We start from the raw sequence: 21,844 nt of genomic DNA on the forward strand, positions 1-21,844 counted from the left end.
CCTGCTTTCATCTGGCGTTTGGGAAGAACAGCTGTTGTCCGTCCAACTGGTAGGACTCGATGGCGGCCTGTCCGTCAGGCCCTGTCAGCCAATCGATAAAACGTTGTCCGGCAGCGGCCCTGACACCCGGGTACTTTTCCGGGTTAACCAGAATAATGCCGTATTGGTTGAAAAGGCGCGGATCACCTTCGACAAGAATTTCAAGATCGCCCTTGTTTCCGAATGACTGCCAGGTGGCCCGATCCGTCAGCGCATAGGCCTGCAACCCGCTTGCCACATTAAGCGTGGCGCCCATTCCCGATCCCGTTTCACTGTACCACCTCCCCGACGCTTTGGTCGGATCAACCCCTGCACTGGCCCAATGACGCATTTCGGCCTTGTGGGTTCCGCTGTCATCCCCGCGCGAGGCGAAGGGGGCCTCGGCCTCGGCCACCGCAGACAGGGCGGCCAGAACATCGGAGCCGCCGCGAATACCGGCCGGATCCGACTTGGGGCCTACAAGCACAAAGTCATTGTACATGACGTCAAAGCGTTCGACGCCCCAGCCGTCAGCAACGAACTGCTCTTCGGCGAGCTTTGAGTGCACCAGAAGGACATCGCCGTCCCCATTGATCGCATTCCTGATCGCCTGCCCTGTGCCGACCGCCACGACCCGAACATCAATTCCGGTTTCCGCTTCAAAACCCGGCAGGATGTAATCCAACAGGCCCGAGTTCTGCGTCGATGTGGTCGATTGAACGATGATAAACGGCGCTTCCGCCTGCGCGGGGGCAAGCTGCAGGCCAAACGCTACAACCGCTGCCCGAATGAAGTTTCGGATCATTCAGTTCTCCGTCGAGTTTTCAAGTGACCAGTCCGCCATCAAGGTAACGTCGCGAGGCTTCGCTTGTCGGCGCCTCAAGTACCTGATTGGCGGCGCCATGTTCAACCACATGACCGGCCTGCATCATGACCACATCTGCCGCCAATCGCCGGGCCTGACCGATGTCGTGCGTCACCATCACGATGCGGACGCCCCGCATGGAAGCCCGCAAGATCATCTGTTCGATTTTCTGCGTCGCGCCTGGGTCAAGTGCGCTGGTCGGTTCGTCCAGAAACAAGGTATCGGGCATTGTAGCCAGTGCCCGAAGAATGGCCAATTGCTGCGCCTCACCTCCGGAAAGGGATCGTGCCGCTTGACGCGCCTTGGCTTCCAGCCCGCCCTCGGTCAGCAGCTCTGCAATTCGGTCCCTGCGTTGAGCCTGGTTCAGCCCCTGTCGTTTCAGCACAAAGCCCAAATTGCCCGCAACAGAGCGGCGCAACAGAACCGGCCGCTGAAAAACCATCGCCTGACGTGCCTTGTGTTCGGCATTCAGCGGCACATTGTCCTGAAACACTCGACCACCGTCCGGCGCGATCAACCCATGCAGGCACCTGAGAAGAAGGCTTTTACCCGCCCCGTTCGGCCCGAGGATCAACGTCGGGCCAGGCCCGTCCAAAGTCAGTTCCCGCACATTCAGCAGATCTTTGCCATCACGCGCGATCCTGAGATCCTTCACCTGCAGTTTTCTATACATTTCACCGGACAGATCACGCATGGCGTAATCCTTCCCGCTCGGCCCTGAGGCTCAGCGCGCTGACCATGGCATTTACCGCTACCGCAATTCCGATCAGGATCGCCCCAAGGGCCAGCGCAAGCGCCAGATTGCCCTTGGATGTCTCAAGCGCGATGGTGGTCGTCATGACCCGCGTCACGTGATTGATATTGCCGCCCACGATGATCACCGCGCCAACTTCGGCGATCGCGCGCCCGAAACCCGCAAGCAACGCCGTGACGAGTGCCAGCCGGGCATCCCACAACAAGACCGGAACCGAGGCCAGTCGCGACACGCCAAGCGAGCGCAACTGCTCCGAATACTCTTCGGCCAGCATCTCGACCACCTGTCGTGTCAATGCTGCGACGATGGGCGTGACCAGAACCACCTGCGCGATGATCATCGCGGTTGGTGTGTAAAGCAGCTGCAAGACGCCCAATGGCCCTGACCGTGACAACATCAGATAGACAAGCAACCCGACCACCACGGGCGGCAAACCCATCAGGGCGTTCATCAGAACAATCAGCACTCGGCGTCCCGGAAACCGAGCCACGGCAAGAGCAGCACCCAAGGGCATGCCGATGGCGGCTGAAATCAACACGGCAAAGATCGAAACGCGCAGGGATAGCAGGACAATCGACCAAAGCTCTGTATCCCCGTTCAGGATCAGAGCCATCGCCTTGCTGAATTCTGATGCAAAATCCTGCATTTCATCCCACTTGAACGCCAACTCGTACGAATTGCATCAATTCACAACGAAATACTAATCGGAAATGATTGTAAGTACAGACACTTTTGCGGCACCTCAAACCAAAAACGCGGCCCGTTTCCAAGCCGCGTTTCGTTGTTTCAAGTAATCCGGTTGTCAGTTCAATGCTGCATCCGTGATCTTATGAGTCCATGCCCCTTCCGGTTCCTTCGTGATGGCAGGGTTTTCCGCGGACACGGCCGACAGAAGCGTCTTCACGGTCTGCTCATAGTCGCTGGGGTCAAGCGCGCCATCCGATCCTTCGATCAGCTTTGCGATTTCACCCATCATATAGACCTGATGATCCAGTTCCTGTGCGCCGGTTTCGTCAAACTCCAGCACGATCTCGGCTGCTTCTTCCTGGTTCTCGGCAGCGTATTTCCACCCTTTCATCGAAGCCCGAACAAAGCGCTCCATCTTGTCGACAAAGGCCGGGTCATCCAGGTTTTCTTCCATGACGTACAGACCATCTTCGAGCATACCAAAGCCCATCTGCAGGTAGTTGAAGGTCACCAGTTCTTCCGGGGTGATACCGGCCTGCAGGATCTGGCGGTACTCGTTGTAAGTCATGGTCGAAATGCAATCAGCCTGCCCCTGAATCAGAGGATCTGCCGAAAACGCCTGCTTCAGAACCGTAACACCGTTTTCATCCGCACCATCCGTCTCGATTCCCAGAGATGCCATCCATGCATAGAACGGGTATTCGTTCCCGAAGAACCAGACACCCATCGTCCGCCCCGGGAAATCTTCCGGAGATTCAACGCCGGTGGACTTCAAACAGTTGACCTGCAATCCGCCGGTCTTGAAGGGCTGCGCGATGTTGACCAAGGGTACGCCCCGCTCACGCGCCGCAAGTCCGGCTGCCATCCATGTGGTGATGACGTCAGCCCCGCCCCCTGCGATGACCTGTTCCGGCGCGATATCAGGGCCGCCGGGCTTAATCGTGACATCCAGCCCTTCTTCGTCATAATAGCCTTTTGCTTCGGCCACGAAATAGCCCGCGAACTGCGCCTGACCGACCCATTTCAACTGTAGCGTTACCTCGTCCGCCGCCAGCGCCGTAGTGGCTGCCAGGCTGAAGGCTGTAACCGCCCCGCTGAGTAGCTTATTCATCTTCATTTCTCCTAGTTGCTATTGGTGCCCCGTTTTCGGGGTCTGTTGAATTCTTTCCTGCGTTATCCTCGTTGTGACGGATGCCAGAATGTCACCGCCTTTTCGATCATAGCCACCAGCCCGTAAAAAGCCGTTCCGGCCAGCGCGGCCACAACAATCTCGGCCCAGACCATATCCAGCGACAATTGTCCGACGCTGGTCGAAATTCGAAAGCCCATCCCGACTATGGGCGAACCAAAGAACTCGGCCACGATAGCGCCGATCAGGGCCAAGGTGGTAGAAATCTTTAGTCCGTTGAAAATGAACGGCATCGCCGCAGGAAGGCGGAGTTTCACAAAGCTCTGCCAATAGGTCGCCGCATAGGTCTCCATCAGGTCGCGCTGCATGGTTGTCGCTTCGCGCAGGCCAGCCACGGTGTTGACCAGCATGGGAAAGAACACCATCACAACCACGACGGCGGCCTTGGAATGCCAGTCGAACCCGTACCACATCACCAGAATGGGTGCGGTGCCCACGATCGGCAGCGCAGCAACGAAGTTACCAACCGGCAGCAGACCCAGGCGCAGGAAATCCCACCGGTCCACGGCAATCGCCATCAGAAACGCCGCGCCGCAACCAATCACATATCCGCTGAAGGCGCCTTTGATGATCGTCTGCACGAAATCGGCCCAGAGGATCGGCAAACTGTCCGCAAACCGCAGCGCGATAACCGACGGTGCGGGCAGAATGACCAGAGGAACATCCAGCCCACGCACCAGCATTTCCCAGATGCCAACAACCGTCAGCCCGAAAACCAGAGGGGCCAGAAACCTGACCATGCGCGTGTCCGCCCAGGGACCACTGGCCAGCCGGCTGTTCAGCCACCAGCCGAACACCCACAACAGGACTGCACCAAAAACCAGTATCATTGCGCCATCCCCATGCGTTTCAGTACCGCCCGTTCTATCAGATCCAACAGACCCACCAGGCAAGCCGCCAGAATGGCCGCCGCGAACAGGGCTGACCAGATCTGAACGGTCTGACCGTAGTAGCTGCCTGCCAGCAGCCGCGCGCCCAGACCGGCAACCGCACCTGTCGGCAGTTCTCCGACAATTGCGCCGACCAGCGACGCTGCGATGCCGATTTTTAGCGAAGCGAACAGGTACGGCATCGATGCGGGCAGGCGCAGTTTCCAGAACCCCTGCGACGTGTTGGCATTGTAGGTCCGCAGCAGGTCAAGTTGCATGGCATCCGGGCTGCGCAAGCCTTTGACCATGCCGACAACAACCGGGAAAAAGCTCAGGTAGGCCGAGATGATCGCCTTGGGAATAATCCCCTGAACACCCACCGAATACAGAACGACGATGATCATCGGTGCCAACGCAATGATCGGGATCGTTTGGCTGACAATGGCCCAGGGCATAACAGACAGGTCCATGACCCGGCTATGGACAATCCCAACGGCCAGCAAAATGCCAAGCCCGGTACCAATGACAAAACCCAGAATCGTGGCGCTTAAGGTTACCCAACCATGATACACCAGCGACCGCTTGGAGGTGATATTCTTGCCTATCGTGGTCTCCCACAGCTCGATCGCGACCTGGTGCGGGGATGGCAGGCGCGGTTTTTTCTGCTCCCACGTGGCGGGGATCGCAAAGCTGTTGCTCAAAACCAGCCTGGCCTCTCCCATGTCGCGGCGCGCGCTGGCGGTCGGTGGCTGAACCTCGGCCCCGCCGCGCTCAAGCTCGGACAGCACACCCTTGATGTTCATCGGAACACAGGCGGCGTACCAAATGGCAACGATAGCAGCCACGACTGTCAACACGGCAACAATCTGCTTCATGCACGCCACTCCATCCGGATCACTGGCAGGGTTTCGGGCGGCACGGGCGGCTCCGTTCCGGCCTCGACAAACCCTTCCCGGCGATAGAACCTTTGCGCTGCCTTGTTCGGCTCATGTGTTGTCAGCCACAGAAAATCGCGATTTTCCTTGGCCTTGTCCAACAACCGCTTACCAATCCCCTTGCCGGTTCGCAGGCAGTATAATGCGCCGACCTTGCACGCCACGGGATCAACGGACATGTAGCAGTCTACCGGGTCGCCCACGACCCAGATTTCGCGTTGCGGAAAGGCCTCATTGATCAATCCGGCAAGCTTTTCCACGGGCAGTTCTTCGGGCATCCAGCATGTTGCCTTCATCCAAGTCGAGATAACTTGTGCGCAGGCCGGGACATCGTCCCGCTCTGCCCGTCTGATAGATTCACCCGGCATCAGACGTCATCCCCGTGACCGGCACGCAGCCCCTCGCGCACGCGGTGGGCCACCTCAATGAATTCCGGAGAATCCCGGATGTCCAAAGGCCGTTCCTTGGGCAGCGGGCTGTCGATCACATCCGTGATCCGTCCCGGACGCGGGCTCATCACTACGATCTTGGTGCTCAGATACACCGCCTCGGGGATCGAGTGGGTCACAAACCCGATTGTCTTTTCCGTCCGCGCCCACAGCGCAAGAAGCTGTTCATTCAGGTGGTCGCGCACGATTTCGTCCAAAGCGCCGAAAGGTTCGTCCATCAGCAGGATATCGGCATCAAAAGCCAGCGCCCTGGCAATACTGGCACGTTGCTGCATCCCACCGGATAGCTGCCAAGGAAACTTGCCACCAAACCCTTCAAGATCAACAAGTTCCAGAACGTTCTTCACACGCTCATCCTGCTCGGCCGCCGAGTACCCCATGATCTCAAGCGGCAGCTTGATGTTCTTGGCGATGGTCCGCCAGGGATACAGCCCCGCCGCCTGAAACACATAGCCATAGGCCCGGTTCCGCCGCGCTTCATCCGGGGTCATGCCGTTTACTGTCAGGGTTCCCCCGGTCGGGGTTTCAAGTGCCGCGATACAGCGCAGGAAGGTGGTCTTGCCACAGCCCGAGGGGCCGATGAAACTGACAAAATCGCCCTTGTCGATCGACAGGTTTACATCTTTCAATGCGTGGATCGGCCCGTCATTGGTCTGGAAGGTGAGGTCCAGCTGTTTTGCCTGAATGACGGGCTGTTCATTACTTGTCATATTTGTCCTTTCACCGACAAACGCTCAAAACCGTCGCGTAGGTCTGGTCAGGGTTTGCAAGGACAAACCCCTCGTGCCCATCGCTGTAGAAATCCCATGTAAAGTCATAGGTTTCTTCATAACCGATACATTTCGCCGTCAGTGTCGATATCTGTCCATCTTGATTTCCAACAACCAAGACATCGCAGGCGGTTTCGTAAAACAGCAACCGCCCTTCTTTCAACAAGGCCATGTCTGTTGCCTCGGCGGTGCTGCGTTCAAAGTGAACGTCGCATCCCGAGTTGTTGCCATATACCGGAAAACCTGACTGCGCATACGCGACAGTTCCGCTACATAGCAACGAAGCCATGGAACAAAGTAGTCCGCGCAAATCACACACCTGTCGCCGGAATACCCGTGCGTTCCACCGGTCGTGGGGCAGTCAGGTCTTTCCAGGTGCTCAGCGCCTTGTTCACATGGGTATTGGCCTCACGCGCAACAAACTGACCGTGCCCCTCCTGCGTTTTGATCTCGCCATCATGCACCGCGACTTGCCCACGGCTGAGCGTGAAACGTGGCAGACCCTTGACCTTCTTGCCCTCAAAGACGTTGTAGTCGATCGAGGATTGTTGCGTGCCCGCGCTGATGGTTTTGGTCTTTTGGGGGTCCCAGACGACCAGATCGGCATCCGCCCCCACCAAAACTGCGCCCTTTTTCGGATAGCAATTCAATATCTTGGCGATGTTTGTCGATGTAACCGCCACAAACTCGTTCGGCGTCAGCCGCCCTGTTTCGACACCATGGGTCCAAAGCATTGGCATCCGGTCTTCCAACCCGCCGGTCCCATTAGGGATCTTGGTGAAATCGCCGACACCGAACCGCTTCTGCTCGGTCGTAAAGGCGCAATGGTCAGTTGCCACCACGCTTAGCGATCCTGATTGCAGGCCTGCCCACAGACTGTCCTGATGCTGCTTGTTGCGGAACGGCGGGCTCATCACTCTGCGCGCCGCATGATCCCAGTCCTGGTTGAAATACTCGCTTTCATCCAGCGTCAGATGCTGAATCAGCGGCTCGCCCCAGACGCGCTTGCCCTGCATTCTGGCCCGGCGGATGGCCTCATGCGCCTCTTCACACGAGGTGTGCACGACATAGAGCGGCACGCCCGCCATGTCGGCGATCATGATGGCACGGTTGGTCGCCTCGCCTTCGACCTGAGGCGGTCGGGAATAGGCGTGCGCCTCGGGGCCGGTATTTCCTTCAGCCAGCAGTTTGGCGCTGAGTTCCGCGACTACATCACCGTTTTCGGCATGCACCAACGCAGTCCCGCCCAGTTCGGCCAGACGCCTGAAGGATGCAAACAACTCGTCATCATTCACCATCAGCGCGCCCTTGTAGGCCATGAAGTGCTTGAACGTGTTGATACCCCGCGTCTCGATCACGGTCTTGATGTCGTCAAAGACCTGCTCGCCCCACCATGTTACTGCCATGTGGAAGGAATAGTCGCAGTTTGCACGCGTCGATTTATTGTCCCAGCGTTTCAGGGCATCCAGCAGGCTTTCCCCTGGATTCGGCAATGCGAAATCGACGACCATGGTGGTCCCGCCGGCCAGCGCCGCCCGCGTGCCGCTTTCGAAGTCGTCACTGGAATAGGTTCCCATAAACGGCATTTCCAGATGCGTATGCGGGTCAATTCCACCGGGCATGACATAACACCCGGTTGCATCCAGTTCCTTGTCGCCTTTCAAATCTGGGCCAATTTCCGTGATTACACCGGCTTCGATCTTTACGTCAGCCTTGTACGTCAAATCGGCGGTGACGATTGTTCCGTTCCTGATAACAGTGCTCATGTCAAACTCCCTGTTGCGGTCTGCGCCGCTTGCTTCATCTGGCCAAAAGTATCCCGGGGGAGACGCCCAGCGGGCGACGGGGGCAGAGCCCCCTACTCCACAATCTCCGCAGTTTCGACGACCGCGTGAAACAGAACATCCGCCCCGGCAGCAGCCCATTCCTTGCTGATCTCTTCGGCCTCGTTGTGGCTCAGGCCATCTACACACGGACACATCACCATCGCCGTCGGGGCAACGCGATTAATCCAGCAGGCGTCGTGCCCGGCGCCGGATATGATATCTGTATGGGAATACCCCAAACGATCAGCCGCGCTTCGAACCGCTGCAACGCAGGTCTCGTCGAACTTCACCGGGTCAAAACCGCCGACTTTCTCAAATTCGATCTGAAGCCCCATTTCATCCACGATATCCTCGGCAGCAACACGCAACCGGTTTTCCATGTCGGTGATCACGTCCAGTTCGGGCGACCGGAAATCGACCGTGAACACCACCTTGCCCGGGATCACATTTCGGGAATTGGGGTAGACGTCGATATGCCCTGCCGCCCCAACCGCGTGGGGCGCGTGGGACCACGCAATTTCGTCCACTTTCTCAAGGATGCGCGCCATGGCCAGACCCGCATTCTTGCGCATCGGCATCGGGGTCGACCCGGTATGGGCGTCTTTGCCGGTAACCGTGATCTGGGTCCAGCTCAGGCCCTGGCCATGCGTGACAACGCCGATGTCCTTTTCCTCGGCCTCCAGGATGGGGCCCTGTTCGATATGCAGTTCAAAAAAGGCGTGCATTTTTCGCGCACCGACTTCCTCGTCTCCTCGCCAGCCAATGCGTTTCAGCTCATCGCCAAACTTCTTGCCTTCCGCGTCTTCCCGGTCATAGGCCCAGTCCTGCGTGTGCATTCCCGCAAACACGCCCGAGGACAACATGGCCGGCGCATATCTGGTGCCTTCCTCGTTGGTCCAGTTGGTCGCAACGATCGGGTGCTTCGTCTTGATCCCCAGGTCATTGAGTGTCCGGATGATCTCCAACCCGCCCAGCACACCCAGCACACCGTCGTATTTCCCGCCGGTCGGCTGCGTATCCAGGTGCGACCCAACATAGACCGGCAGAGCATCAGGGTCAGAGCCTTCGCGATGGGCGAACATGTTGCCCATCTGATCCAGTCCCATGGTGCAACCGGCTTCCTTACACCATTTCTGGAACAGCGCGCGCCCTTCGGCATCTTCGTCCGTCAATGTCTGGCGGTTATTGCCGCCCGCAACGCCGGGGCCGATCTTTGCCATCTCCATCAGACTATCCCACAGCCTGTCTCCATTAATTCTGAGATTCTGCGCCGGAGCTGCCATCTGTTTTCCCCTGTTGCTTGCGATTTGGCTCGCTTTTGGTGTCTTGATTTGACCATCTGGTCAAACTCACGCTATCACGGGTTCGACATCAGTCAAGAAATTGCATCGCGTCGACGGAAATTTAAGCATAATCAGCACCCGTCGGACAAAAATTGGGGTAACTGGGATCAATGCCAAAAGACCGTGCGCCTACCCGAATTCAGAAAAAGAACCGCGCAGCGATTCTCGAGGCGGCGCTGAACGTTTTTTCAGCCCACGGTTTCCGCGGTGCGACGGTGGACCAAATCGCAGCCGAAGCCGGATTGAGCAAACCGAACCTTCTGTATTACTTCCCTTCGAAGGAGGCGATTCACACCGCCCTTCTGTCCGGGCTTCTGGACGTGTGGCTGGCTCCGCTTCACGATCTGGACGAAAACGGCGATCCGCTGGAAGAGATCCTGTCTTACATCAACCGCAAGCTCCAGATGAGCCAGGAGTTACCCCGTGAAAGCCGCCTGTTTGCCAATGAACTGGTTCAGGGCGCGCCTCGTATCCGGGATAATCTGTCCAATGACCTGAAGTCTCTGGTCGACCAAAAAACTGCTGTTTTGACCACCTGGATGGATCAGGGCAAAATTGCCCGTCTTCACCCCTATCATCTGATATTTTCCATCTGGTCCCTGACCCAGCACTACGCCGATTTTGAAGTGCAGGTCCGGGCAATTCTAGGTGAGGAAGACCCGTTCGAAGGCGCAGCGCCCTTCATGGAAACCTTGTACCGCAAACTGTTAACCCCTTGAGAAGCAGTTAACAAACTTAAGGAAGAGTCTTCTTCTTGCACCAGACCCAACCCGGAACCCTGGATTAAACGCAAAGCTGGCCGCGTGTGGTTTCCAAATGAAACAAAGCGGCGCGGATATCATCTTATCCGCACCGCCAACCAATGAACCTTCAGCTGTCACAAAGGGCCGATCGATTTTCTGATCCGAAGAAACTCGATGCGTTTTCTCGGATCAGGTTTTCGTCCAAAAGATACTGGATTATTCAGCCGCTTTCGCCATTGGGTTGTTCGGATGCGTGGTCCAGTTCGCATAGCCGGGCTCAACGACCTTTTGTGTGCGTGGGTCGATCTCCCCTGCTGCCATCGGCTCCATCGAGATACATCCTTCGACCGGACAGACATCGACGCACAGGTTACAGGCCACGCATTCATCATCCATCACTTCAAAAACGCGATCGGCGGACATCGAAATCGCCTGATGGCTGGTGTCCTCGCAGGCGGCATAGCATCTGCCGCACTTGATGCACTGGTCCTGATCGATCTTGGCCTTGGCCACGTAGTTCAGGTTCAGGTATTGCCAGTCCGTGACATTCGGCACCGCCAGACCAACGATTTCAGACACGTCGGAATAGCCCTTTTCATCCATCCATTTGGACAGACCGGCCGTCAGTTCATCGATGATCTTGAACCCATAGGTCATCGCCGCCGTGCAGACCTGAACAGTGCCGCACCCCAGCGCCATGAATTCCGCAGCATCGCGCCAGGTGGTCACGCCACCGATGCCTGAAATCGGCAGGCCATGCGTTGCCTCCGCGCGCGCAATCTCGGACACCATCGACAAGGCAATCGGCTTGACCGCCGGCCCGCAATAACCACCGTGGCTGCCCTTACCGTCAATCGAGGGTTCGGGGCTGAACGTGTCCAGATTGACGCTGGTGATCGAGTTGATCGTATTGATCAGCGATACGGCATCCGCACCACCGTTCTTGGCCGCAGCAGCGGGTTTGCGGACATCGGTGATATTCGGTGTCAGCTTCACGATGACCGGGCGGTCATAGTATTTTTTGCACCACCGGGTAACCATCTCGATATATTCCGGAACCTGCCCGACGGCCGACCCCATTCCACGCTCGCTCATCCCGTGTGGACAACCGAAGTTCAGCTCGATCCCGTCCGCTCCGGTTTCTGCGACGCGCGGCAGGATGGCTTTCCATGCCTCTTCCTCGCACGGTACCATGATCGAGGCGATCAGCGCCCGGTCAGGATAGTCTGCTTTGACCCGCGCCATCTCCTCGAGGTTTACTTCAAGCGGGCGGTCGGTGATCAGTTCGATATTGTTCAGGCCCAGCAGGCGACGATCTGCGCCGTAGATGGCCCCGTAGCGCGGACCATTCACATTCACGACCGGCGGCCCTTCGGCACCAAGCGTTTTCCACACGACACCACCCCATCCAGCCTCGAATGCGCGTCGTACGTTATATTCCTTGTCCGTCGGCGGCGCGGATGCCAGCCAGTAAGGGTTGGGGCTGGAAATTCCCAGAAAGTCAGTTGTCAGATTGGCCATGGGTTCTCCTTACCGGGTTAACCGGTTTTCTTGAAAATCATCTCGGTCGGGCGAATGCGCCCGGCGTCAAGGTTTGCGACATAGTTTTTGAACTTCTCAGGGGCAGTATCACCCATCATCAGATGGATCCCCAGCGGTGCGGGGCCGCTTTCGGCCGTGCGGGCAAAGACCTCTTCAAAGAACGCTTTCGCGAATTCCGAGCGGTCGTTTTCCGTGATCAGTTCAAATCCAACAGCCGAGGCCGCGTCCCTGTACGCACCAGGCGTGTCCACGAACGAGGTGTCGGGCGTCGTCGACCAGGGCAATGGGAAGACCATCGGTTCATCCACCGCACCGCCCATCACGTCAAACAGCGCAAAGGTGCCGCCTTTTGCCAGCACCCTGGCCACTTCGGCGAACAGGCGTTGTTTGTCCTGAATGTTCATGCCGACATGCAGCATGACGGCAAGGTCAAAGCTGGCGTTCGGCACCGGCATGTCCAAAGCGCTTCCGGTCAGAAAGCGCACCTTGCTTTCAAGACCGACAATCGCACTGAGGGCGGTTGCCGTCTCGACGAACTCAGGGGTCAGATCGATGCCCGTAACGGTCGAGGTGTAGCGGTCCGCAATGTAGCGCGACGTTCCACCGATACCGCAACCGATATCCAGCACCCGCGTTGCGTGGGTCGGCGAAAGTTGCGCAAACAGATGATCCGTCGCAGCAACTCCGCCTGTGTGGAATTCGTCGCCCGCTTTCAGATCGGCAACCGTGGCCGCGTCCGGGTCGATACCGCTCTGCCGTAGCGCATCGCGAACGCGTTCTGTCAGTTCACCTGTCGTATAGTGGCGGGCAACGGCTTCTTCGATCCGGGACATGGCAACACCTCAGCAATGCGATTGAAAGATCAATGCCTCACTGTATCACGAAACAAGCGTTGCATGGATGTCCATTGCGGCATCCCTGCCCTCGGCCACCGCGGTCACGGTCAGGTCTTCGCCACCGGTTGCACAGTCGCCACCGGCCCAGACACCTTCGATGGATGTGCGGCCCGCGTCCGTAACGACGATCTTGTTGCCGTCCAGATCCAAACCTTCAGGTGCCCCTTCCAGTGTCTGACCAATTGCCTTGAGGACTTGATCCGCCGGAACACGAATGGTTTCGCCGGTTCCGCTCAGCTTGCCTTCGCGGGATTCGGTATATTCAAGCTCGATCTCGGCGGTGGAGCCATTTCCATGAATGGCCACAGGCTGAACGTTGCACAGAATTCGAACACCATGAGAGGCCGCCAGATCCTGTTCATACCGGCTGGCTCCCATCGCTTCGCGACCGCGACGATATGCGATGGTCACATGTTCGGCGCCAAGAAGGCGGGATTTCACTGCCGCATCCACGGCAGTCATGCCGCCACCGATCACCACGACGTTGCGCCCTACCGGCAGATGCGCAAGGTAATCTGCCTGCCGCACGTCCGAGATGAAGTCGACCGCATTGCGCACTCCGTCCAGATCATGCCCTTGTGCGCGAAGTGCGTTCACCCCGGCCAGACCGATCGACAGGAAAACCGCGTCATAATTCTGGCGCAGCCCGTCCAGCGAGATGGTGTCACCCAGTGCGGAACCCGTCTCGATTACGATACCGCCGATTTTCAGCAGCCAGTCCACCTCGGCCTGAGCAAAATTGTTGGTCGATTTGTAGGCCGCGATACCATATTCGTTCAGCCCGCCCGGCTTGGGCCTGGCGTCGTGGATCACCACGTCGTGGCCATGCATGGCCAGACGATGGGCACAAGCCAGTCCCGCAGGGCCCGCGCCAACCACGGCGATTGTCTTGCCGGTCGATGGCGCCCTTTCGAATGGATGCACCCCGGTCGCCATGACGCTGTCCGTGGCGTAACGCTGCAGTCGACCAATCTCAACCGGCGACCCTTCGGCGGTTTCGCGTACGCAGGCCTCCTCGCACAATGTTTCGGTCGGACAGACCCGGGCGCACATGCCACCCAGAATGTTCTGTTCCAGAATGGTCTGGCCTGCCGCTTCCGGCTGACCGGCCTGAATCTGGCGCATGAACAACGGAATATCGATGTCCGTGGGACAAGCGGTAACGCATGGCGCGTCATAGCAGAAATAGCACCGATCCGCCGCCACAGCCGCCTCATGCGCGGCCAGCGGCGGATGCAGATCCGTGAAATTCGAGGTCAGCTCATCGCTGGAAAGCCGCCCGGCGACAATACCGGGGACCATCTGGCCCTGTGCCATCACTCTACTCCCTGTAGATATGTTTATTGTGACCTCAGCTTGCCACAAACTAATTTTTTATCAATTGGTAAAATTTATAAAATCACCAAAAAGTCGAAAAAGCTGAGAGAACGACCTCAACTTCACCGTATAGTTTTTTGTTTTTATTTGCTTTTGGTCAAATTTAACTATTCGAGAAAAATCTTCGAGTTAAACTCCGTACATGGTCCAATAATCACCTGCAGCGGTGGGACAGCGGGTATTCGACGGACAGCGCAGCCAGTCCCAGGCGCCAAATGACTCGTCTGCCTCCTACCTGCCGCCATTGATGACAAACATGTCCAGGCCTGTTTGAGTTCCTGCGTCGCGTTCAGAATTGGGCGCGCCGCAGCGGTTTTCCAATCTCGCATCTGGTTTTGGCGTCGTCTGCCGCTTACAGTGCGTCACCAGAACCAGAGCAGCGCCGGAGAACGGCGAAAATCCGTGAGTTTATCGATGCAGGCCAAGGCCACCAAGTTCAATATTGTCATCATCGGACAGAACAACCGCCTGCAATTCGAGGCTGTGCTGTTTGCCGCCTCGCTTCGACATTGTTCACCGGGATTCACAGGCCAACTGTTTGTTGCGGTTCCCCAACCCGGCCCGCGCTGGCAACAAAACCCCAGCATTCAGAACGAGGATGTTCTCAAAGTCCTGCGACAACTGGACGCCGAGATTCTGCCCTTTGACAACCATGCCTTCGGCGAAAGCTATCCTTATGGCAACAAGATCGAAGCATTGCTGGCCATGCCCGAGGGTGAGCCATTTGTGTTTTTTGACAGCGACACCCTAATCACGGGCGATCTGAACACAGTTCCGTTCGATTTCGACCGCCCCGGCGCGTCATTGAAGGTCGAAGGGACATGGCCAAAACCCACGCTGTATGGCCCCGGTTTCGACGGCATCTGGCGCGCGCTCTATCAACGGTTCGGGCTGGACTTCGAAAGCTCGATCGACACAGACCAACCGCTGGATCACTGGCGGCGCTATCTGTACTTCAATGCAGGGTATTTTTTCTATTCCTGCCCACACGCTTTCGGAAAACGGTTTCTGGAATACGCGCTCGCTATCCGCGACGAGGATATCCCAGAGCTTGTTGGCCAGAACCTTGACCCCTGGCTGGATCAGGCCGCGTTGCCGCTGGTGATCCACGCGCTTGGCGGCGGGCGCGACGCCCTGCCGGACGGATTGCTGGATGGCACCGTAAGTTGCCACTACCGGCTGTTCCCGCTGCTTTATGCAAGCGAGTCGGATCATGTCATCGAAGTTCTGGAAACAGTGGCCGCGCCGAACCGGATCAAGAAGGTTCTGAAGAACTACGACCCGCTGAAAAAGCTGGTGATCCAACGCAAGGGCGAGAAGATCCGCAATATGTTCGACCGCAAGAACCTGCCCCAGCGCGAGCAGGTCATCCGCAACCAGATCAAGAGCAAAGGACTGTGGATGCGCTGACTGGATCGTTGTGCGCACGCGACCAATGCCCTAGAGATTCTGCAAGACAAATACCAACAGGAGATTTTCCAGATGTCTGATGGACCCACTTATGGTTTCGACACGCTGCAAATTCATGCCGGTGCCCGGCCCGACCCGGCGACCGGAGCGCGCCAGACGCCGATCTACCAGACAACCGCTTACGTATTCCGCGACGCGGACCACGCTGCCGCGCTGTTTAATCTGCAAGAGGTCGGCTACATCTATTCCCGCCTGACCAACCCTACCGTGGCTGTTTTGCAAGAGCGTGTCGCGACCCTTGAAGGCGGTGTGGGTGCGGTTTGTTGTTCCTCGGGTCACGCCGCGCAGATTATGGCGCTGTTTCCGCTGATGGGGCCGGGTTGCAATGTGGTTGCATCAACCCGCCTTTATGGCGGCACCGTCACGCAGTTCAGCCAGACCATCAAACGCTTCGGCTGGTCCGCCAAGTTCGTCGACACCGACGATCTGGACGCCGTCAAGGATGCCATCGACGAAAACACACGGGCGGTGTTCTGCGAATCCATCGCCAATCCGGGCGGCTATGTCACAGATATACGCGCGCTGGCGGATGTTGCGGACGCCGCAGGAATCCCGCTGATCGTCGACAACACGTCGGCCACGCCCTACCTGTGCCGCCCGATTGAACAGGGTGCCACGCTGGTCGTACATTCGACCACCAAATACCTGACCGGCAACGGCACCGTCACTGGCGGCTGCGTCGTGGATTCAGGCAAGTTCGACTGGTCCGCAAATGACAAGTTCCCGTCGCTCAGCGAACCGGAATCCGCTTATCACGGGTTGAAATTTCACGAGACCTTTGGCCCGCTGGCCTATACTTTCCACGGAATTGCCATCGGGCTGCGTGATCTGGGCATGACGATGAACCCGCAGGCTGCGCATTACACGCTGATGGGGATCGAAACCCTGAGCCTGAGAATGGAGCGCCACGTAGAGAACGCCCAGAAAATCGCCGCGTGGCTCGAAGCAGATGATCGCGTGGAATATGTCACCTATGCTGGCCTGCCGTCGTCGCCCTATTATGATCGGGTCCAGAAGTGCTATCCGCGCGGGGCCGGTGCCCTGTTCACCTTCGCGGTCAAGGGCGGCTATGACGCGTGCATCAAACTGGTCAATGCGCTGGAGATATTCAGCCATGTGGCCAATCTGGGTGACGCACGCTCGCTTATCATTCATTCGGCCTCGACCACACACCGGCAGCTGACGCCCGAACAACAGGAAGCCGCCGGTGCCAGCCCGAACGTGGTACGTCTGTCGATCGGGATCGAGGATGCCGACGACCTGATTGCCGATCTTGACCAGGCGCTCAGCAAGGCAAGCGCCTGATCCATGGCAACCGGCAGCGAAACGAACGACCTTGGCCAGCCGATTGGCTGGCCCGTTTCGGGTGACTTCCCGCGTCCGACACCGCCTTACACGCCGATGCAAGGAGGGTTCTGTTCCGTTGTACCGCTGGATATCAACAGGCACGCGCCCGGTTTGTACCGGGCGTTTGCAAACGACGCGGACGGCCACAACTGGACCTACCTGCCCTACGGACCCTTTGAGTCCGAAGCCGCCTTTGTCGAATGGGCCCAGAACAATTGTTCCGATGCTGATCCGATGTTTCACTCGGTTCTGGATGCCAATGACGTCCCGGTCGGCATGGCCTCGTACCTGAGAATCACGCCCGCTGCCGGATCGATTGAGGTCGGTCACATCCACTTCTCGCCCCTTTTGCAGCGCAGGCCGCAATCGACCGAGGTGATGTACCTGATGATGCGCCGCGTTTTCGATGGGCTTGGCTATCGCCGCTACGAATGGAAATGCGATGCGTTGAATGCACCGTCTCGACGCGCGGCCGAACGCCTTGGATTCACTTTTGAAGGCGTGTTCCGGCAGGCGACCCACTATAAGGGACGTAATCGTGACACGGCATGGTATTCGATAATCGACAGCGAATGGCCACGCATCCGAAAAGCCTTTGAAGCCTGGTTGCTGCCCGAGAATTTCGACGCTGCGGGCAAGCAACGACAACCGCTGCAAGCCCGCGCAGAGGTCTGACTTTATTCGGAAATTTCGAATTCCATCAAGACATTGACCGAGATTGAAACCTCACCGCCGGCAACCGGAACATTGCCTGCTTCGGCCATGCTCATCTGGCGCATATGTGGCATGGGCTGCACACCCCCGCCCTGTTCGTCAATTGACTGAACCGGGCCAAGTGTCACGCCCGCGGCCTGGGCCAGTTGCTCGGCCTTGGCGGTTGCCTCGGCGACAGCTTGCGCTCGAGCTTTTGCTTCAAGCGGCTTGGGGTCCTGAACATCGAAACTCAGGCCGCCAAAGTCATTGGCACCGTCCTGAATGACCGCATCCATGATCTCACCCAGCTTGGTCAGGTCACGCACCCGAACAAAAACCCGGTTCGACGCAGCAAAACCTGTGATTTCCGGGTTCTGCCCCGGCACATTGTTTCGGTTGGACCAAACCGGCGAAAGGGACAGATCGCGGGTTTGCACGTCGCGTGCCTCGATCCCTTTTTCGTCCAGTCGCGACATAATTCTGGAAACCGCGTCGGATGTTGCCTGCATCGCCACCGAAGCCTGCGTATCCTGGTTTGTGACACCCAATGTAATGGTCGCCATGTCGGGTGTGGCCTGAACGGTCCCTGCCGCGCTGACGGTGATGCGACGTTCTTCCGCATGGGCCGCGCTTGCCGCCGTCATTGCCAGCATGGCGGCTAGAAAAGCAAATGTCTTCAAGGTGATCCCTCCAATTCTTGCTGTCTTAAGATGGGGTGACCGGGCGCTCTCGTACAAGAGGTGACTTGGCTTTTTCTTTCCCTCGGCGATATCCTGCTTTACTGTCGTGCTGCGAACGCAATGTCGTTTGCATTGACGATGACAATTATGGTTCTTCGGAGTTATGAAACCCGCTTTTGCGTTATCATTTTCTGCCGACGGAATTTCCCTGCATCACCATTCGGATGACGACTGGTTCTGCATTGGCACGGTTCCGCTGGATGCGCCGGATTTCCCGGATCGCATGCAGGCGTTGCGCGACGCGGGTTTTGCGCTGGAAAACGACCTAAGCTGCAAGGTCGTGATTCCGGAAGACCAAATCCGGTTTTTGACAGTCGAAGCCGAAGGACCGGACGCAGACGATACTGGGCAGAAAGTACGCGATGCACTGACCGGGGCCATCCCGTATACACTGGACGAACTGGCTTATGATACAGCGACGGACGGACAGCAAACTCACGTCGCGGCAGTGGCAACGCAAACTTTGGACGAGGCCCGGGAGTTCGCGACCCAACACGGGTTCATTCCTGTCGTATTCAGTGCAGAAACCGGCCCAAACCCTTTTCCGACCGAGCCCATATTCTTACCTCGGGAAACCACAGAACTGCCCGGTGCACCCGAACCGGCCGATACGGCGCAAGAGCCGGAAGAAGAAGCGGAATCGAACACTCCGGTCCATGCTATCGCGGCGACCGATGCCCCAATCGCATTCCGGGCGCAGACCGCGCCAGGCGCCGAGATTGGCACTGGCGCGGCACACCCAGGTGAAGCCAAACTCTACAAATCTCTGGCATTGGTCGCAGGCATTCTTGCAGTCGCCATCGGGCTATGGTTCCTGACCGGGTCCGAAGACGAAATCAGCCCGGAACCCGTTCTGGCGCAGAGCGTTCCGGACGAAACTGCGTCCCCAAGTGTGCCAGAGCAAGTACTGGCAGAAAAAGCACCAGAACCGGAAAGCGATATTGCCGAAGTCGCTGTCGCTCTGCCCCCGGTAAAAGAAACGTCAGAACCGGACACAGAGCTCTCTGAAACCCCCATCTCTCCGCCTGTGGTTGAGGAAAAAGCTGAGCCGACCGCGACGGATCTTGCTATTCTCGAGGCGTTGGACGTCAGCCCAACACCCGTCGAGCAGGTGGCCCGCGATCCTCAGGCGCAACAGGAACTGCAATCCCAGACAGGTGTTGTCCTGACCGCACCCGATGCGCTGATCCTACCCACCGCGGTGCAATCGGACGACCTGTATCTGTCATCGCTTGACCCATCGAACCTTTCGCATGACGCGGTGGCGCTGCCTGCGGCCGAACAGTTTGACACTGATCAGCCATTCGAACAGCCCGCTGCACCCAGCGGCGCGGGAACACGGTTTGTACTTGATGAGCGGGGTTTGGTTACCCCCACGGCCGACGGTACACTGAATCCGGATGGGGTCATGGTTTTCCTCGGACGACCGTCTTCGGTTCCGCCCGCAGTCCCGGTTCGCTTCGAACAGGAACCCATCGTCGAAGAGGGCAATGACAGGCTGGCTGGGCTGCGTCCGAAAGTCAGGCCAGGTAATCTGATCGAAGGGTTCGAGCGCCAGCATCTGGGCGGTCGCACACGGGACGAGTTGTCCGGGCTGCGGCCGAAACTGCGGCCAAAATCCCTGCAGGAGCAACCTCAGATTGATGAAACCCCGACCGCGTTGGCGGTCGTTCGGGTTCCGCGCCCCAAATCCCGCCCGGCAGGTCTGGCAGCGGCTTCCGCGCCGACGGCAAACACCACGTCCGCCAATCTGGGATCAACGGCCGCCATCGATCAAAGCAGTGACGATGTCGGATCGTTTGCGGCAAAATCCGTTGCGCCCAAAATTCCGAGCCGGGCTTCTGTCGCCCGTCAGGCCACTCTGGACAATGCCATCAACCTGCGAAAGCTCAACCTGATCGGAGTCTACGGTTCGCCAGCGAACCGCCGCGCCCTGATCCGGCTGCCCAGCGGCCGCTACAAAAAGCTTAAGGTCGGGGATCGGCTGGATGGTGGCCGTGTAATCGCGATCGGGGACAGTCAGTTGCAGTACCAAAAGAAGGGGCGCAACGTGACTTTGAAAATGCCCCGCAGTTAACAGCCAAAATCGAATGGGAAAAAAACACGCGCGCTGACACGCCAGCGCGCGCTTTATATAGCCGCGTCAAGCGGCTGAAATCTCGCCACTTTCTATCTGTTCGCGTTCGATGGATTCGAACAGCGCCTGGAAGTTTCCTTCGCCGAATCCGTCGTCACCCTTGCGCTGGATGAACTCGAAAAAGATCGGTCCGATGACAGTCTTCGAGAAGATCTGCAGCAGGATCCGTGTCTCACCTCCGTCGACGACACCTTCGCCATCAATCAGGATGCCGTGCTTCATCATCCGGTCCAGGGGTTCGGAATGCCCCGCGACCCGGTCCGTGGACATGTTGTAGTAGGTCTCGTTCGGGCCTGGCATGAACTTCAGCCCCTTGTTCGCAATCGCGTCGGTTGAATCGTAGATGTCCTCACTTCCCACTGCGATGTGTTGAATGCCCTCACCCTTGTATTTCTTCAGGTACGAAACGATCTGGCCGGTCTCGCCTCTGTCCTCGTTGATCGGAATGCGGATGCGGCCACAGGGCGAGGTCAGCGCACGGCTGTAAAGACCGGTGAATTTTCCCTGGATGTCAAAGAAGCGGATTTCGCGGAAATTGAACAGGTTTTCGTAAAACCGGAACCACTTGTCCATATTCCCCTTGTAGACATTGTGCGTCAGGTGATCGAGGTAATAGAACCCGTCACCGCGGGGTTTGGATTGCTGCGTCCACTCGAATTCCTGGTTGTAGGGCGACGTGTCATAATAATGATCGACGAAGTAAATCAGCGAGCCGCCAATCCCCTTAATGGCTGGCACGTTCAGTGTTTTGTCGTCGGCATCGTAAGGCTCGGCACCTTTTGCAACGGCGTGCTCATAGGCCTTTTGGGCATCAACCACGCGCCACCCCATTGCTGGCGCGCACGGTCCATGTTCGGCAACAAACTTGGCTGCAAAGCTGTCGGGGTCGGAGTTCAGGATATACGTGACATCGCCCTGCTGCCACAGTTCGACGCCGGGCTTCTTTTTGTGGTGCCCCACCCTTTCGAATCCCATCTTCGAAAACAGGTCGCGCAACTCCTGCGGTTCTCGATGCGCGAATTCGACAAACTCGAAGCCGTCGGTCCCTGCCGGGTTTTCTTTGCTGATTACGGATTTCGGTGCGTTGTGCGGGAAAGGTCCCATGGCGGGTCTCCTAAAAAACAGGAATTTCTTTGCTGATTCTAAAATACGTCTTAATTGACGCTGTTTCTGCGCATAATTTTCGTGTAAACT

21 protein-coding genes are annotated in these 21,844 nt (G+C 57.8%); 5 read left to right on the top strand and 16 right to left on the bottom strand.

What is annotated here, in order from left to right; translation table 11 throughout:
* Positions 1 to 7 precede the first annotated feature (7 nt).
* The 11 genes from ACR0MI_RS15335 to ACR0MI_RS15385 form a co-directional block, all read right to left on the bottom strand.
* Positions 8 to 823, bottom strand: coding sequence for a substrate-binding domain-containing protein (locus ACR0MI_RS15335; protein WP_170616180.1), 816 nt, complete (start codon positions 821 to 823; stop codon positions 8 to 10).
* A gap of 19 nt (positions 824 to 842) precedes the next feature.
* The gene (locus ACR0MI_RS15340) at positions 843 to 1,577 is read right to left on the bottom strand and encodes an ATP-binding cassette domain-containing protein (protein WP_170616178.1); all 735 of its coding nucleotides are present in this window, start codon (positions 1,575 to 1,577) and stop codon (positions 843 to 845) included.
* Positions 1,570 to 2,283 carry an ABC transporter permease gene (locus tag ACR0MI_RS15345; protein ID WP_170616176.1) on the bottom strand — a complete coding sequence of 238 codons (714 nt, stop codon included), beginning with the start codon at positions 2,281 to 2,283 and terminating at the stop codon, positions 1,570 to 1,572. Before ACR0MI_RS15345 ends, ACR0MI_RS15340 begins: the two co-directional genes overlap by 8 nt.
* 156 nt (positions 2,284 to 2,439) lie before the next feature.
* The gene (locus ACR0MI_RS15350; RefSeq protein ID WP_170616174.1) at positions 2,440 to 3,435 is read right to left on the bottom strand and encodes an ABC transporter substrate-binding protein; all 996 of its coding nucleotides are present in this window, start codon (positions 3,433 to 3,435) and stop codon (positions 2,440 to 2,442) included.
* A 62-nt stretch (positions 3,436 to 3,497) separates the two neighbouring features.
* Complete coding sequence (locus ACR0MI_RS15355) at positions 3,498 to 4,343, bottom strand: ABC transporter permease (protein WP_170616172.1); 846 nt, start codon at positions 4,341 to 4,343, stop codon at positions 3,498 to 3,500.
* The gene (locus ACR0MI_RS15360; RefSeq protein WP_170616170.1) at positions 4,340 to 5,257 is read right to left on the bottom strand and encodes an ABC transporter permease; all 918 of its coding nucleotides are present in this window, start codon (positions 5,255 to 5,257) and stop codon (positions 4,340 to 4,342) included. Before ACR0MI_RS15360 ends, ACR0MI_RS15355 begins: the two co-directional genes overlap by 4 nt.
* Positions 5,254 to 5,685, bottom strand: coding sequence for a GNAT family N-acetyltransferase (locus tag ACR0MI_RS15365; RefSeq protein ID WP_170616168.1), 432 nt, complete (start codon positions 5,683 to 5,685; stop codon positions 5,254 to 5,256). The genes ACR0MI_RS15360 and ACR0MI_RS15365 overlap by 4 nt, the downstream gene beginning before the upstream one ends.
* The gene (locus tag ACR0MI_RS15370) at positions 5,685 to 6,476 is read right to left on the bottom strand and encodes an ABC transporter ATP-binding protein (protein ID WP_170616166.1); all 792 of its coding nucleotides are present in this window, start codon (positions 6,474 to 6,476) and stop codon (positions 5,685 to 5,687) included. Before ACR0MI_RS15370 ends, ACR0MI_RS15365 begins: the two co-directional genes overlap by 1 nt.
* A 10-nt stretch (positions 6,477 to 6,486) precedes the next feature.
* On the bottom strand, positions 6,487 to 6,825 hold the full coding sequence (locus ACR0MI_RS15375; RefSeq protein ID WP_170616164.1) for a hypothetical protein: 339 nt from the start codon (positions 6,823 to 6,825) through the stop codon (positions 6,487 to 6,489).
* 22 nt (positions 6,826 to 6,847) lie between these two features.
* Entirely contained in the window at positions 6,848 to 8,302 is a 1,455-nt protein-coding gene (gene hydA, locus ACR0MI_RS15380) for a dihydropyrimidinase (RefSeq protein WP_170616162.1), read from the bottom strand.
* 92 nt (positions 8,303 to 8,394) lie between these two features.
* Positions 8,395 to 9,645, bottom strand: coding sequence for a Zn-dependent hydrolase (locus tag ACR0MI_RS15385; protein WP_170616160.1), 1,251 nt, complete (start codon positions 9,643 to 9,645; stop codon positions 8,395 to 8,397).
* Positions 9,646 to 9,815: 170 nt separating this feature from the next.
* Between ACR0MI_RS15385 and ACR0MI_RS15390 the strand changes: the two genes are divergently transcribed.
* On the top strand, positions 9,816 to 10,424 hold the full coding sequence (locus ACR0MI_RS15390) for a TetR family transcriptional regulator C-terminal domain-containing protein (protein WP_170616158.1): 609 nt from the start codon (positions 9,816 to 9,818) through the stop codon (positions 10,422 to 10,424).
* A gap of 240 nt (positions 10,425 to 10,664) precedes the next feature.
* On the opposite strand, the gene preA is transcribed toward ACR0MI_RS15390, so the two are convergent.
* Genes preA through ACR0MI_RS15405 form a run of 3 tightly spaced genes read right to left on the bottom strand, consistent with a single transcriptional unit; the run spans position 10,665 to position 14,203 of the window.
* Positions 10,665 to 11,969, bottom strand: a complete 1,305-nt coding sequence (preA, locus tag ACR0MI_RS15395; RefSeq protein ID WP_170616156.1) for an NAD-dependent dihydropyrimidine dehydrogenase subunit PreA — start codon at positions 11,967 to 11,969, stop codon at positions 10,665 to 10,667.
* 17 nt (positions 11,970 to 11,986) lie between these two features.
* On the bottom strand, positions 11,987 to 12,823 hold the full coding sequence (locus ACR0MI_RS15400; RefSeq protein WP_170616154.1) for a methyltransferase domain-containing protein: 837 nt from the start codon (positions 12,821 to 12,823) through the stop codon (positions 11,987 to 11,989).
* A 45-nt stretch (positions 12,824 to 12,868) separates the two neighbouring features.
* Complete coding sequence (locus ACR0MI_RS15405; RefSeq protein ID WP_170616152.1) at positions 12,869 to 14,203, bottom strand: NAD(P)-dependent oxidoreductase; 1,335 nt, start codon at positions 14,201 to 14,203, stop codon at positions 12,869 to 12,871.
* Between the two features lie 474 nt (positions 14,204 to 14,677).
* Here ACR0MI_RS15405 and ACR0MI_RS15410 point away from each other — a divergent pair, with 474 nt between their 5' ends.
* The 3 genes from ACR0MI_RS15410 to ACR0MI_RS15420 all read left to right on the top strand — a co-directional run bounded on the left by ACR0MI_RS15410 (position 14,678) and on the right by ACR0MI_RS15420 (position 17,755).
* Positions 14,678 to 15,673: a hypothetical protein gene (locus tag ACR0MI_RS15410; RefSeq protein ID WP_170817271.1), complete on the top strand. Its 996-nt coding sequence runs from the start codon at positions 14,678 to 14,680 to the stop codon at positions 15,671 to 15,673.
* A gap of 72 nt (positions 15,674 to 15,745) precedes the next feature.
* The gene (locus tag ACR0MI_RS15415) at positions 15,746 to 17,038 is read left to right on the top strand and encodes an O-acetylhomoserine aminocarboxypropyltransferase/cysteine synthase family protein (RefSeq protein ID WP_170817260.1); all 1,293 of its coding nucleotides are present in this window, start codon (positions 15,746 to 15,748) and stop codon (positions 17,036 to 17,038) included.
* 3 nt (positions 17,039 to 17,041) lie between these two features.
* Positions 17,042 to 17,755: a GNAT family N-acetyltransferase gene (locus tag ACR0MI_RS15420; RefSeq protein WP_170616148.1), complete on the top strand. Its 714-nt coding sequence runs from the start codon at positions 17,042 to 17,044 to the stop codon at positions 17,753 to 17,755.
* Positions 17,756 to 17,757: 2 nt separating this feature from the next.
* Here ACR0MI_RS15420 and ACR0MI_RS15425 read toward each other — a convergent pair whose 3' ends face one another.
* Positions 17,758 to 18,453, bottom strand: coding sequence for an SIMPL domain-containing protein (locus tag ACR0MI_RS15425; protein ID WP_170616146.1), 696 nt, complete (start codon positions 18,451 to 18,453; stop codon positions 17,758 to 17,760).
* Positions 18,454 to 18,616: 163 nt separating this feature from the next.
* Between ACR0MI_RS15425 and ACR0MI_RS15430 the strand changes: the two genes are divergently transcribed.
* Complete coding sequence (locus tag ACR0MI_RS15430; protein WP_170616144.1) at positions 18,617 to 20,590, top strand: hypothetical protein; 1,974 nt, start codon at positions 18,617 to 18,619, stop codon at positions 20,588 to 20,590.
* A 66-nt stretch (positions 20,591 to 20,656) separates the two neighbouring features.
* On the opposite strand, the gene hppD is transcribed toward ACR0MI_RS15430, so the two are convergent.
* Complete coding sequence (hppD, locus tag ACR0MI_RS15435) at positions 20,657 to 21,754, bottom strand: 4-hydroxyphenylpyruvate dioxygenase (protein WP_480854809.1); 1,098 nt, start codon at positions 21,752 to 21,754, stop codon at positions 20,657 to 20,659.
* Between the last annotated feature and the right edge of the window lie 90 nt (positions 21,755 to 21,844).

The sequence above is a fragment of the Ruegeria sp. D4 genome (assembly GCF_056534475.1).